This is a genomic window from Ornithinibacillus sp. FSL M8-0202, assembly GCF_037975285.1.
Classification (GTDB): Bacteria; Bacillota; Bacilli; order Bacillales; family Amphibacillaceae; genus Ornithinibacillus; species Ornithinibacillus massiliensis.
This window is the reverse complement of record NZ_CP150248.1, coordinates 592,252-606,295: the sequence shown is the minus strand read 5'-3', so window position 1 is coordinate 606,295 and position 14,044 is coordinate 592,252. Positions and strand designations below refer to the sequence as shown.

At 38.4% G+C, this 14,044-nt stretch carries 10 protein-coding genes and 1 tRNA gene; 10 read left to right on the top strand and 1 reads right to left on the bottom strand.

Features of this window, described 5'->3' with window-relative positions:
* Positions 1 to 408 precede the first annotated feature (408 nt).
* The 9 genes from MKY78_RS03075 to MKY78_RS03035 all read left to right on the top strand — a co-directional run bounded on the left by MKY78_RS03075 (position 409) and on the right by MKY78_RS03035 (position 11,143).
* Positions 409 to 482 (top strand) — tRNA-Gly (locus MKY78_RS03075).
* 142 nt (positions 483 to 624) lie between these two features.
* On the top strand, positions 625 to 1,776 hold the full coding sequence (gene queG / locus MKY78_RS03070; RefSeq protein WP_339216103.1) for a tRNA epoxyqueuosine(34) reductase QueG: 1,152 nt from the start codon (positions 625 to 627) through the stop codon (positions 1,774 to 1,776).
* 11 nt (positions 1,777 to 1,787) lie between these two features.
* Positions 1,788 to 2,303 (top strand): methylated-DNA--[protein]-cysteine S-methyltransferase, encoded by a 516-nt coding sequence (locus MKY78_RS03065; protein WP_339216101.1) that lies wholly within the window; start codon positions 1,788 to 1,790, stop codon positions 2,301 to 2,303.
* A gap of 42 nt (positions 2,304 to 2,345) precedes the next feature.
* Complete coding sequence (locus MKY78_RS03060) at positions 2,346 to 3,188, top strand: amidase domain-containing protein (RefSeq protein WP_339216099.1); 843 nt, start codon at positions 2,346 to 2,348, stop codon at positions 3,186 to 3,188.
* A gap of 54 nt (positions 3,189 to 3,242) precedes the next feature.
* On the top strand, positions 3,243 to 3,716 hold the full coding sequence (locus MKY78_RS03055; RefSeq protein WP_339216097.1) for a tRNA (cytidine(34)-2'-O)-methyltransferase: 474 nt from the start codon (positions 3,243 to 3,245) through the stop codon (positions 3,714 to 3,716).
* A gap of 1,216 nt (positions 3,717 to 4,932) precedes the next feature.
* Positions 4,933 to 7,797: a 2-oxoglutarate dehydrogenase E1 component gene (locus tag MKY78_RS03050; RefSeq protein WP_339216096.1), complete on the top strand. Its 2,865-nt coding sequence runs from the start codon at positions 4,933 to 4,935 to the stop codon at positions 7,795 to 7,797.
* Positions 7,784 to 9,037: a 2-oxoglutarate dehydrogenase complex dihydrolipoyllysine-residue succinyltransferase gene (odhB, locus tag MKY78_RS03045; RefSeq protein WP_339216094.1), complete on the top strand. Its 1,254-nt coding sequence runs from the start codon at positions 7,784 to 7,786 to the stop codon at positions 9,035 to 9,037. The genes MKY78_RS03050 and odhB overlap by 14 nt, the downstream gene beginning before the upstream one ends.
* A 145-nt stretch (positions 9,038 to 9,182) precedes the next feature.
* Positions 9,183 to 10,370: a nucleoside transporter C-terminal domain-containing protein gene (locus MKY78_RS03040; RefSeq protein ID WP_339216092.1), complete on the top strand. Its 1,188-nt coding sequence runs from the start codon at positions 9,183 to 9,185 to the stop codon at positions 10,368 to 10,370.
* Positions 10,371 to 10,759: 389 nt separating this feature from the next.
* Positions 10,760 to 11,143 carry a DUF3139 domain-containing protein gene (locus MKY78_RS03035; RefSeq protein WP_339216090.1) on the top strand — a complete coding sequence of 128 codons (384 nt, stop codon included), beginning with the start codon at positions 10,760 to 10,762 and terminating at the stop codon, positions 11,141 to 11,143.
* Between the two features lie 172 nt (positions 11,144 to 11,315).
* On the opposite strand, the gene MKY78_RS03030 is transcribed toward MKY78_RS03035, so the two are convergent.
* On the bottom strand, positions 11,316 to 12,686 hold the full coding sequence (locus tag MKY78_RS03030) for an MATE family efflux transporter (RefSeq protein ID WP_339216088.1): 1,371 nt from the start codon (positions 12,684 to 12,686) through the stop codon (positions 11,316 to 11,318).
* 218 nt (positions 12,687 to 12,904) lie between these two features.
* Between MKY78_RS03030 and MKY78_RS03025 the strand changes: the two genes are divergently transcribed.
* Positions 12,905 to 13,975, top strand: coding sequence for an undecaprenyldiphospho-muramoylpentapeptide beta-N-acetylglucosaminyltransferase (locus tag MKY78_RS03025; protein WP_186869264.1), 1,071 nt, complete (start codon positions 12,905 to 12,907; stop codon positions 13,973 to 13,975).
* The last annotated feature ends 69 nt before the right edge of the window (positions 13,976 to 14,044 follow it).

The following is a 14,044-nucleotide window of genomic DNA, read 5'->3' as shown; positions in this document are numbered from 1 at the left end:
CGTATCGTATTGTAAATGATTGTTTTTAGATAATATTTGTATTATTAAAATGGGTTAGACTTGGGAGGGAATGGGGTTTAGAGTTCTGTTTCATACCGACAAAATTGTACAAATTAGCGATAATATTTACAAAAACTATAGAAAAAATTAAAATTTTCCTTGCATCCTGTCGAAAATGTTGCTATAATAATTTTTGCATTCACAAAACATTGTCAATATGTGTGAGTAGTCATAATATACTATATACACTTAATGCGGGTGTAGTTTAATGGTAAAACTCTAGCCACGAGCGAAACATCTACCGAATAACCTACGAGTTGCCCCGAGGAATATGCTTCCTCGAAAAACTAGTAGACGCAGGGGCATGACTTGCGTGAGTAATTATTAAAGTAAATATATAAACTTGATGCGGGTGTAGTTTAATGGTAAAACTCTAGCCTTCCAAGCTAATGTCGTGGGTTCGATTCCCATCACCCGCTCCATACATATGTCCTAACGCAGTGTCTCGTAATTACTTACGAGATGTTGCGTTTTTACTTTTCTTCTACAATAATTCCTCAGAATACTTAACAAAACAATTTCCACGTAGTATGGTAAAGATAATCAGAGAAGGGAGGCATGGCGATGAATACCGACCAGCTTAAACAGGAAATTATTGACTACAGTAAAGAAATTGGTATTGATAAGATTGGCTTCACAACGGCTGATGTGTTCACGGAACTAAAAGAGCGGTTGAAGCGACAGCAAGAGCTAGGGTATCAATCGGGTTTTGAAAAAGGTACCAATGAAGAACGAACGGAGCCAAAACGATTGTTGCCTGAAGCCCAATCCATCATTTCTATTGCCATGGCATACCCTTCCCGGATGAGAAAAGATGCACCTAAGAGTAGGAAGGAAGAACGGAGAGGTTTTTTCTGTCGTGCATCATGGGGGATGGATTACCATGATGTTCTTCGGGACAGACTACAGAAATTAGAACGATTTATCCATGAAAAAGTAACGGATGCTGTTACAAAGGTGATGGTGGACACGGGAGAGTTATCGGACCGTGCCGTAGCAGAGCGTGCAGGAGTTGGCTTTACAGGTAAAAACACCTTGCTGATTACCGAAGAATTTGGTTCCTTTGTATATTTAGGGGAGCTCATTACCAATATTCCATTCATACCAGACAGCCCGATAGAGGATGGTTGTGGAGATTGTCGTAAATGTATTGATGCATGTCCAACTGGAGCGATTGTTCAAGGGGGACAATTGAATGCACAGCGTTGTATTGCTTTTCTAACGCAAACAAAGGATTTTCTTCCTGAAGAGTTTCGTTCCAAGCTTGGAAATCGCGTCTATGGCTGTGACACATGTCAGTTAGTTTGTCCGAAGAATCAGAAGGTCGATTTTCATCATCATCCAGAATTTGAACCTGAAGATGATATTGCTAAACCACTACTTAAACCAATGCTGACCATATCCAATCGGGAATTTAAAGAACAGTTTGGCCATATTTCAGGTTCTTGGCGCGGAAAAAAACCGATTCAACGAAATGCGATCATTGGACTTGGTCATTATAAGGATAAAACGGCAGTAGACGAATTAATTTCCATTATGAATAATGACCCGCGTCCGGTAATTCGTGGTACAGCAGCATGGTCCCTAGGTAAAATCGGAACAGAGGAAGCATTTGATGCAATAACAAAAGCAATGGAAAAAGAATCGGATCAGGATGTGCTTTTTGAAATGGAAAAGGGCTTAGCATTTCGTGAAGTACAATCATCTAAAGGATAGGTGAATGGATTATGGTAACGATTTATTATGGTGAAATTGACACACCAATCGGAAAGTTACTCATTTTGACGGACGGGGAACAACTATACCGCATTGATTACGGAACATTTTCTGAGAATGAATCGAAGGTAATAAATTGGCTGGAAAAGCATATACCACATACTTCCCTTGTTCATGGTGAAGCAAAGGTTGCTCCAATAAAGGACCAGCTTGTTGCGTATTTTCAAAAGGATAGGAAAGAATTCACATTCCGATTTGCCTTCTATGGGACTGCCTTTCAAAAGAAAGTGTGGCAAACACTGGTTGATGAGATTCCTTTTGGAAAGGCAAAAACGTATAAGGATATTGCAATAGCTATTGGAAATCCAAAGGCTGTCCGTGCAGTTGGAGGAGCGATAAACAAGAATCCTTTTTCCATTGTCGTTCCTTGTCATCGTGTCCTCGGATCTGATGGCAGACTTGTGGGTTATAATGGTGGATTGGATAAGAAAGAATATTTATTAAAACACGAAGAAATTTTATCTTAGACACGCCTTCCCTCCATATATATTGTAGTGGAGGGGTTTTATATGAATATACTGAAAAAATTCTGGTTGGAGCTATTTGAATCAAGTGATCCAAAGTTCGATTGGATAGAAAATCATAAATTATTACATGATAAGCGTGATGTCAAGCTTGTTCGAGTACATGGGAAAGGTCATATTTATCAAAGAATGAAGTATGATCAGGAGGAAAAGGTACATTACCATTTACACTTAACTATGCTACTGAAGCAAGGGGATTATTTTACACGGGAAGAACGGACCATCCCGTACGAGTTTATTTTAAAAGATGGCAACATTATGGACCACAAGCAAACACTTGTAAGACAAACGGAAGAACCTCCTGGCAAATTAGAACCTGATTCTGGGCAAAGTGAGTATGACCGATTCAGCTATGATCGCCTTGCTGCAGTTCAGTATGCGGAACGGTGGTGGAATAGTTATAATCCACAATATCGAAAATTCGATGTCGATTGTACTAACTATGTTTCTCAATGTTTGCGTGCAGGTGGAGCGCCAATGAGAGGAGCGCCGAATCGGAGTCAGGGCTGGTGGTATACAGGTGATAATTGGAGTTATAGTTGGGCTGTTGCCCATTCTTTACGATGGTTTTTAGCTGGATCGACGCACGGTTTAAAGGGGACAGAAGTTGATTCTGCCAGCGAACTGCAGCCGGGTGATGTTATTTGCTATGATTTTCAAGGAGATGGCAGGTGGGACCATACCACTATTGTCGTTGCTAAAGATAGGGACGGGATGCCTTTAGTCAACGCTCATACTCAAAACAGCCGACATCGATATTGGTCATATGAAGATTCAAGTGCCTATACACCGAATATAAACTATAAGTTTTTCCGTATTGGTGATTAGTGATATAATAGTTCAGTTACTAGTGCAAAGGAATAAAGCAAGGAGAAATGAATAGTGAGTTTACATGTCGTATTATTTGAACCAGAAATTCCAGCTAATACAGGGAACATTGGAAGAACATGCTTAGCAACAGATACAAAGCTACATTTAATTCATCCATTAGGATTTTCTACGGATGAAAAGGCGGTTCGCCGAGCTGGATTAGATTATTGGCAACATGTCGATATGGCGGAATATCAATCCATATTTGAGTTATATGATAAATATCCACAAGGGAAGTTTTATTATATTGAGAACTTCGGTACAAAGCATTATACCGATTATGATTATAGCAATGTGGAGGAAGACATTTTCTTTGTCTTTGGCAAAGAATCAACAGGATTTCCTAAGGACCTACTAGTAGGAAAAGAAGATCAATGCCTTAGAATTCATATGAATGACAAGGTGCGCTCTTTGAACCTATCCAATACAGCAGCAATCATCATATATGAAGCATTAAGACAACAAGGCTTCCCGAAATTAATCTAGGTTGGACGTCACTCACTAATATCGTGGGTGGCTTTTTTGTTTGCTGTAGCATAAGGGGGATTGTTTGTAACTTTGTTTGGGAGTTTGCGGTGGAAAAGGTAATAGAGGGAGAGTATCAGTGCCCTAATTTGGGAGATTACGGTGGAAAAGGTAACAGAGGAAGTCTGTCAGTGCCCTAATTTGGGAGATTGCGGTAGAAAAGGTAACAGAGGGAGGCTGTCAGTGCCCAAAAAGTAGAAAGCACGGTGAAAAAGGTAACAGAGAGAGTCTGTCAGTGCCCAAAAAGTAGAAAGTGCGGTGAAAAAGGTAACAGAGAGAGTCTATCAGTGACCGAAAATTAGAAAGCACGGTGAAAAAGGTAACAGAGAGAGTCTGTCAGAGCCCAAAAAGTAGAAAGCGCGGTGAAAAAGGTAACAGAGAGAGTCTGTCAGTGCCCAAAAAGTAGAAAGTACAGTGAAAAAGGTAACAGAGAGAGTCTGTCAGTGCCCGAAAATTAGAAAGCACGGTGGAAAAGGTAACAGAGAGAGTCTATCAGAGCCCAAAAAGTAGAAAGTGCCGTAGAAAAGGTAACAGAGAGAGTCTATCAGTGCCCGAAAAGTAGAAAGTGCCGTAGAAAAGGTAACAGAGAGAGTCTATCAGAGCCCAAAAAGGAGAAAGCGCGGTAAAAAAGGTAACAGAGAGAGCACAACCCGGAACTTATCTCCCATAAAAATCCATACTATATCGAGTAATCAAACCCAGACATCCCCCCACAAAACCCCAGCCAAACAAAAAACCAGCTCCAATTCGAAGCTAGTTTCTCTTATTTCGATTATTGATTTTTCTTAGGTACTCCTGGTTTGCCTTCATAGCCAGCAGTGAAGATGGATACTAGAAATGTTACTGAAACACCTATAATTAGGGCTAACTTCATGTTGGGGCCTCCTTTAAATTAAATACATATGTAAGAAAAGTTCATTATATCTGTCCTCATTATAGCGAAAAATATTCAGAATGTGAACTAAGATTGGTTACAATTGTATGAAATGATAAGTAAGAAAATTCGGCAAATTACTAATTCGATACAATTCTAGAATAATGGGCATAAGATATATTGTTTCCGCCCTGAAAATAAGGTATATTAGTTGATGTAGAATTAAGTCAGTTCTATAATAGAATTGCAATTAAAAACCGTTTTCATACGGAGAAATGTTAACTTCTAATGGGGGTATAAGACGTGGCACAAAATGATGAATCTTCACAAAGATTCTGGGGAGAGTTTCATGGTCCTAACATGGGGTATGTGGAAGAACAGTATGAGCTATATAAAGAGGACCCTCAAGCTATTGATCAGTCTTTAAGACAGTTGTTTGATCAATATGGAGCTCCTAATTGGTTGGGCACTTCAACCGATAGTATTCAACAAAGTTCTACAAGCACTTCCATAAGCGATGTCAAGAAAATTACCTCAACCTATAGATTAGTTGAGGCTATTCGTCGTTTTGGACATTTGGAAGCAGATATTTACCCAGTAAATATTAACGAGGAAAGAAAATCGGAATTACTTAACCCACAGACCTATGGTTTAACAGAAGCAGATTTAAAAGAAATTCCTGCTAATTGGGTTTGGGAAAAAGCGCCTGTCGGTGTGGATACAGCGCTTGATGTCGTTCGTGAACTAAGAAAATATTATACGGGTACGATTACATTTGAATATGACCATGTAGATAGTGATAAAGAAAGAGCATGGTTATCCGATTATATTGAGTCAGGAAAAGCTCGTCTAGATTTAACCAATGAAGAGAAAAAGCAACTATTAGATCGTTTAGCAAACGTAGAAGGTTTTGAAGGATTTTTACAGAAGACTTTTGTCGGACAAAAGCGTTTCTCTATTGAGGGACTAGAATCCATGGTTCCTATGCTTGATCATATTGTTAAATATGCGACAGAAGATAAAGTGGAAAATATTATGATGGGGATGGCACACCGTGGTAGATTAAGTGTGCTAGCGCATATATTAGGTAAACCAATGGATAAAATCTTCTCTGAATTCCATCATTCACCGAACAAGGAGTTAATTCCTTCAGAAGGTTCTAGAGGCATTAACTATGGATGGACTGGAGATGTTAAATACCATTTTGGTGCGGTTAAGGATGTAAAAGATGGAGAAGAAACAACGATAAAGATTACTTTAGCACATAATCCATCACATCTGGAATTTGTTAATCCGGTAGTAGAAGGATTTGCTAGAGCAGCACAGGATGATCGTACGCAAAGTGGTTATCCAAAGCAAGATGTTTCTAAAGCGATTCCAGTATTAATTCATGGTGATGCTGCATTTATCGGGGAAGGTGTCGTTGCAGAAACATTAAATCTGGCAAATTTACCTGGATATAGAACCGGTGGAACATTACACATCATTGCGAATAACTTGCTAGGGTATACAACGGACAGGGAGGATGGCCGTTCAACTCGTTATGCAAGTGATTTAGCAAAAGGATTCGAGATTCCAGTTATTCACGTAAATGCGGACGACCCAATTGCTTGTGTGTCAGCGATTAAACTCGCTTATGACTATCGTCAGAAGTTCAACAAGGATATTTTAATAGACTTGGTCGGATATCGTCGTTATGGTCACAATGAAATGGATGAGCCTAGGGTGACACAACCTAAGCTATATAGCCTGATCGATAATCATCCAACTCCTGCCAATGTTTTTGCTAATGAATTAATGGGTAAAGGAGTAGTAACTAAAGAAGAATTTGACCAAATGGTAGATAAGGTTGAACAAAATCTAAAAGCAATTTACGATGGTATGAAAGAAACGGAAATTGCTAAAGTAGAATGTAAACCAATGCCAGATGCTCTAAATACCGATTTAGAAAAATATGAAACTGCTGTATCCATGGATGATTTAGTATCGCTTAATGAAGAATTATTCAAGCGACCTGAGGGCTTTACAGAAAATAAAAAGCTTGCAAGAATCTTCAAGCGTCGTAAAGAAGCATTAAACGAAGGAAATACAGTTGATTGGGGTGCAGGGGAAGCGCTTGCTTATGCAAGTATCCTTAAAGATGGTATTCCTATTCGTTTAACAGGTCAGGACTCTGAACGTGGTACATTTGCACACCGTCATGCCGTTTTAAATGATGCGGTTACAAACGAAAAGTATAGTATCTTTCATGGGGTAGATGCTAATGCATCGTTTGAAGTCCGAAACAGCCCACTTTCCGAAGTAGCGGTTTTAGGATTTGAATATGGCTATAGTGTTCAAGCCCCTAATACATTAGTTCTATGGGAAGCACAGTTTGGTGACTTTGCTAACGTAGCACAAACGATCTTTGATCAATTTATCTCTGCTGCCCGGGCTAAATGGGGAGATAAGTCTAATATGGTTATGTTGTTACCACATGGCTATGAAGGACAAGGGCCTGAACACTCTAGTGCAAGATTAGAGCGTTTCTTACAAATGGCAGCTGAGAATAACTGGATTGTTGCGTATGTAACGTCATCTGCACAATTCTTCCATCTCATTCGAAGACAGGCAGCTTTGCGTAATAAGGAAGAAGCACGTCCATTAGTACTAATGACTCCTAAGAGTAGCTTACTTCGAAATCAACGAATTGCGTCAGTTGCGAAGGATTTCACAGAAGGGAAATTCGAGCCACTACGTAATCAACCAAGCTTAAAAGTAAGTAAGAAAAATGCGAAACGTTTACTTATTGGTACTGGTAAAGTCATGGTAGATATTGAAGAGGCTATTGATAATTCTAATGAAAAGTATGATTGGCTACGCGCAGTGCGATTAGAGCAAATTTATCCATTCCCAATGAAAGAGTTGGAAAAAGTAATAAAAGAACTTCCAAATCTTGAAGAAATTGTTTGGGTTCAAGAAGAACCGAAAAACATGGGAGCATGGGATTTTGTAGATGATTATCTAAGAGACCTAGTAAAACCAGGTCAAAGCTTACGATATATTGGACGCCCAGATCGTTCAGCGCCAGCTGTTGGTGATCCAAATGTGCATAAAGCAGAACAAAAGAGAATTATACAGCAAGCAATTAACCCGACATTAGGAGGAGATTCCAGTGAAAGAAATTAAAGTACCTGAACTTGCCGAATCGATTACAGAAGGAACAATTGCCGGATGGTTAGTAAAAGTGGGGGATACAGTAGAAAAAGGTGACCCTGTTGTAGAATTAGAAACAGACAAGGTTAATGTAGAAGTGAATGCTGAAGTTTCCGGCGTTATTGCTGAAATCGTACGTGAAGAAGGCGATGACGTGGTAGTTGGTGATGTTATTGCAAAAGTTAGTGCTGAAGGCGGCGCAACCCCTGAGCCTGCTAAAGAAGTGGCAGAGGCACCAGCTAAGGAAGAAACTCCAGTAGCAGAAGCTCCTAAAGCTGAAGCGCCAAAAACGGAAGAAGAGTCTGTTTCAAGCCGTGATATTATTGCTTCACCAGCAGCAAGAAAACGCGCTCGTGAATTAAATATTGATTTAAGTACGGTAGCAACTCGTGATCCGCTAGGGCGTGTACGTCCGGAAGATGTAGAAGCTGCTGCTAACGCTCCAAAGCAGACAGAAACGCCTGCACCAGCTAAGAAAGAAGCACCTAAAGCGGAAGCAACAGAGTACAACAAGCCTGTTGAAATTGTTAAAATGTCTCGCCGACGTCAAACAATTGCCAAACGATTAGTAGAAGCACAGCAAACAGCTGCCATGCTTACTACTTTTAACGAAGTAGACTTAACCAATGTAATGAAGCTTCGTAGCGAGCGAAAAGATAAATTCGTGGAAAAACACGGTGTGAAGCTTGGTTTCATGTCATTCTTTACAAAAGCAGTTGTTGGAGCATTAAAAGACTTCCCACTGCTAAATGCCGAAATTAATGGTACAGACCTTATCGTTAAAAAATACTATGATATCGGTATTGCCGTTTCAACAGATGATGGATTAGTAGTACCAGTTGTTCGTGATGCAGATCGCTTAGACTTCGCAGGTGTTGAGCGTGAGATTGCTAACCTAGGTAAAAAAGCTCGTAATAAAGAGCTTGGAATTCAAGAACTACAAGGTGGCACCTTCACGATAACAAATGGTGGAACATTCGGATCTATGCTTTCTACACCAATCTTAAATGCACCACAGGTTGGGATTTTAGGAATGCATAATATCATTAAACGTCCAGTTGTGATGCCTGACGATTCTATCGAAGTTCGTCCAATGATGTATTTGGCACTTTCTTATGACCATAGAATTGTTGATGGTAAAGAGGCAGTTCAGTTCTTAGTTCGAGTGAAACAACTACTGGAAGATCCTTACGATTTATTATTAGAAGGATAAATAATAGTCTTTCCCTGCTATAACGGGAGTTATAGCAGGGATTTTTATTTTTGGGAGTAAGATATTATCTTTATTCCTGTTATTACAATTTAAATTGGGTATTACTAATAGAGTAATGTAGACAACTTAGGAGGAAATACATCATATGAATATTATTCTTGGGATAGTAGCAATCATTGTCGTTTTAGTTATTGCTTATTTATTATCAAATCAACGTAGCTTAATTAATTATCGAGGAATTGGAGTTATGATTATTGCCCAACTCCTCATTACATGGTTCATGTTTTCTACAACGATCGGTCAAACGATTATTAATGGCATATCATCTGTATTTAACAAATTGATTGAATTCGGTAATGCAGGAGTCGATTTCATACTTGGTGGTGTCATGCAAGCAGAAGATGGCGTCTTTTTCTTTGATGTCTTACTGTTAATTATCTTCTTTGCTACTATATTATCTGTTTTAACTTACTTGAAGATACTTCCAATGATCATCAAATATTTAGGCGGACTTATTTCTAAAATTACGGGGCTGCCGAAAGTAGAATCGTTTAATGCAGTGAATAGTATTTTCTTTGGACAGTCCGAGGCTTTAATTGCTATTCGTTCACAGTTCCATCACTTAACAGCGAATCGTTTATACATTGTCAGTGCCTCTGCGATGGGGTCTGTTTCAGCATCTATTGTCGGAGCATATATGCAAATGTTACCGGCAGAATATGTATTAGTGGCATTACCATTAAATATGTTTAGCGCCTTAATCATTGCATCGGTAATTGCGCCAGTGCATGTTCCAAAAGCGGAGGATAAGGTTGATATTTCAGATGTTTCTAATGATAAGAGTATATTCGAAGCGATGGGAAATGGTGCATTAGAAGGTGGTAAAATTGCGCTAATCGTAGGTACGATGCTAGTAGCATTTATCGCTGCATTGGAGCTTGTTAACTGGATTATTCAAGCTATTTTTGCTGGTGTTACCCTTCAACAAATACTCGGCTATGTACTAGCACCGATTGGTTTTCTAATGGGTATCCCAGCTAGCGAAGTAATAGAAGCTGGTGGTATCATGGGAACTAAGATTGTAACTAATGAATTTGTAGCCATGTTAGAATTCCAAACATTGTTAGGACAAGTATCAGAAAAAACAGTAGGGATTGTAACTGTATTTTTAACATCCTTTGCTAACTTTTCATCCATTGGAATTATTGCCGGAACAGTTCAGGGAATTGACCGAGAAAAGGGTGGAGAAGTATCCAAGTTTGGGCTAAAACTCTTATTAGGAGCAACTTTAGCTTCTATCTTGTCGGCAACCATTGCAGGTTTGTTTATTTAACCATATAAGGACACAATCAAAAGGCTTGAGGAATAGGACCTCAAGCCTTTTTGAATTAATCTTTATTCTGAGACGTTTATACGCAACTACTTCATACTAACTACATTATAATTATTAGTTAATTTAGAATTTAATTACAAATATGGTATAATCGTTATAGAGTATACAAATTTAAACACGTACTACTTCAGTTGAAATATTTTTGGAATAAGCAGTGCTTCGGGACGAATGAATTCCCTAACGATTCAAAGATAATCTAGATAGAACAACATATTGATTCAGAATATTGTTGGCAAAGTTCATAACGGAAGTTCGTAAAGAGAAAGGCTTTGTAAGATTTGGTGCTTCTAGTGATAACGAATAGTTTAGTAGAAGTGGAGGTATTCGTATTGGCATTTGAAAAAAATAAGATGCCGATGTTTCATAAGGTATCCTTAATTGTGTTCCTTATTATCCTAGCCATTTTCTTGTCTCCGTTTTTGTATGTGGAAATAAACAAATATATCTATGAAAAAAGAGTGACTAATTATCTTATCAATGAAAAGGGATATGATAAATCCGAATTAGCATCTGTTGAAGGGGTTTTTGGATTTAAAGCTCCACAATTTTATACAACCGTGATTTTTGAAAATGAACTATCTATAACATACACATACTTTTCCCATGATAAAGTGTTGCAATTTGATTATGAAATTATAGATGATAAACATAAGGATATAAAAAAGGAAGAACTACAGAATTATGATTTGGAAGGTTCAATTGGTTATAAGTAGTACATTGAAGGGTCCTATAATAGAGAATAAATAAAAACGCTTGGAATTCTGTACCGATATATAGAAGTTAGAGTGAAAATCTAACATGTTCGGTAATTGCTATTTCAAGCGTTTTTTTGATGAGCACTGCTTTCTAGATAGGGAACGAAAAATGAAAAAACTCATCCACCAATCAACTAGCAGATGAGTCCATCATTTCTTTCTGGTATTTTTTCTGAATGAATATCAGTCTTCCTAATAAGGCAATAGCGCCTGCACTTAAGCCGACGATGATGCCTACCCAATAGCCAAATGGTTCCAAGGAAGTGAAGTTAGCAAGTCCCCATCCTGTTGGTAAACCAATCACCCAATAAGAAACAAGGGCAATAACTAAGGTCATATTCACATCTTTATAGCCTCGTAGTGCTCCTTGAATAGGAGCGGCAAAAGCATCGGCAACCTGAAACACAATTGCAAAGCCAATAAATTGAACCGTTAAATGAATCAAATCTGGATCTGAATTATACAATCCAGCTACCCCTTCTCGGAAAATATAGAGGATGGCACCATTGAATAATGCAATAAAGATTCCACCACTTATTCCTAGAAGACCATAGATTTTTGCATCATGCATTCTTTTGGCACCGACTTCGTATCCAACAGTGATTGTCAATGCAATTCCAACACTTAACGGAATCATATAGAGAAGTGAGGCAAAATTCATAGCAGCCTGGTGAGCTGCAATTGTATTGGTATTGTATGTGCTCATCAGCAATGTTACAGCAGCAAATATACTGGTTTCAAAGAAAATGGCAAATCCGATTGGTACACCAATCTTTAATTGCTCTAACCAATCCGTAACCTTAGGCTTGACCCATTTTGTAAACAAGCTATAACCACGAAATGGATGCATCCTAGCTAAAATCAGAAAGGCAATAACACAGGTCACCCAATAGGTTAGTGCTGTTGCAATACCAGCTCCAATTCCGCCATAAGCAGGCACACCAAGCTTACCAAAGATAAACATATAATTAAATAGGATATTAATTGGTAAAGCGATTAAAATAATCACCATCGATATGCGTGTTTGTCCTAAAGCGTCAATAAAACTTCTTAACGTATTAAAGATGAATAAAGGAATAATACCAGTACCTAATGTAATAAGATAATACTTGGCGATATGGTTCACATTCGCTTCTAAACTCATCATTTGGAGAACTGGATCTAGTAGAATGAATCCAATGAGTAGGATGACAACTGCTAGCCCGATGGAAAGATAGATGGCCTGTTGTACTTTTTGACTGATAGATTGGACCTCTTTCGCACCTAATAAATGGGCAATAATCGGGGTAATTGCTAGTAAAATCCCATTAATCCCAGTAAATACAGGTACCCATAAGCTAGAGCCTATAGCTACTCCTGCTAAATCTTCTGCTCCAGCCTGCCCAGACATGACTGTATCAAAGAAGGTCATTAGGTTTAAGCTTACTTGTGTAATTAAAATGGGAAAGAAAATATAGATAAATAATTTCAACTTTTGTTTTAAACTGTTAGTCTGATACATATAATGCTTCCTTTTTCCGATATTTTTTAATAGGATAGAGAGGTAATGGTTTATCATGCATAAACGTAATTATACGATGATGTGGAAAGAAAAGAAAGTGTATAGAAAGATGTCTAGCGAAAGTAAGAAATCAGGGCCTCTTGAATTCTCGTTTGCGTCGCTAAGTAGGCATTTCTAAAGCTTTTTTAGTAATTGGAAAGAGGGGACTTCAAGATATTATGAAAAACAAACGAATTCTATTCACAGGCGGTGGCTCTGCAGGACATGTTATTGTCAACTTGGCATTAATTCCTGTATTCCAGCGAGAGGGATGGGAAATTGATTATATTGGTTCTAAAAATGGAATTGAACGCACATTAATTGAACAGTTAGAGGGTGTCACATATTATCCAATCTCAACTGGAAAATTACGACGGTATATGTCGATAGAAAATATGAAAGACCCATTCAAAGTAATGAAAGGTACACTTCAAGCCTGGAGAATCATCGGGAAACGTAAGCCGGCTGTTATTTTCTCTAAGGGTGGTTTTGTATCTGTTCCGGTTGTTCTTGCTTCTAAAATGCGAGGTGTTTCGGCAGTCATTCATGAATCGGATTACACACCGGGTCTTGCTAATAAACTAGCCATTCCATTCTCGAAGAAAGTGCTAGCAACCTTCCCAGAAACAATGAAATACTTACCCGAGAACAAAGCGGAATATGTTGGTGCAGTTATTCGCGAGGAGCTATTTCAAGGTGATAAAGACAAGGGACTTGCATTATGTGGATTCAATCGGACCAAGCCAGTGTTGTTAATTATGGGTGGTAGTGGTGGTTCTGAAAAAATAAATGCAACCATTCGAGGCACACTCGATGAAATACTACCTCAATTCCAAGTTGTTCATATTTGTGGAACTGGTAAAATAGATGATTCCATTAAAAAAGATGGCTATATACAATTTGAATATGTAAATGAAGAGCTAAAAGATATATTTGCAGCAACAGATTTCGTCCTATCCCGTGCAGGATCGAATGCTATATTTGAATTTTTAGCACTACAAATTCCAATGCTACTTATTCCGCTATCAAGAGAAGCAAGTAGAGGGGATCAAATTATTAATGCGAAGTCATTTCAAGATAAGAGCTATGCTCGGGTTCTAGAGGAAGAGGATTTAACAGATGATACCCTCGTAAAGGAACTAGAGAAATTAGTTCAGCAAGCACCAATCATGCTAGACAAAATGAAAGAATTTCAAAGTGAAAAATCACGTGATCGAGTAGTTGAGATAATCAAAGATTCCGTTAAATAAGTGTATGAGCATGTTCTTGTCTCTTAAGTGAGGCAAGAACATTTTTAATGAGGTGAAATCTGATAAAAA

Coding starts and splice junctions, on each gene's coding strand:
- queG (WP_339216103.1), top strand. CDS start 625: ATGAATACCGACCAGCTTAAACAGGAAATTATTGACTACAGTAAAGAA.
- MKY78_RS03065 (WP_339216101.1), top strand. CDS start 1,788: ATGGTAACGATTTATTATGGTGAAATTGACACACCAATCGGAAAGTTA.
- MKY78_RS03060 (WP_339216099.1), top strand. CDS start 2,346: ATGAATATACTGAAAAAATTCTGGTTGGAGCTATTTGAATCAAGTGAT.
- MKY78_RS03040 (WP_339216092.1), top strand. CDS start 9,183: ATGAATATTATTCTTGGGATAGTAGCAATCATTGTCGTTTTAGTTATT.
- MKY78_RS03030 (WP_339216088.1), bottom strand. CDS start 12,686: ATGTATCAGACTAACAGTTTAAAACAAAAGTTGAAATTATTTATCTAT.
- MKY78_RS03025 (WP_186869264.1), top strand. CDS start 12,905: ATGAAAAACAAACGAATTCTATTCACAGGCGGTGGCTCTGCAGGACAT.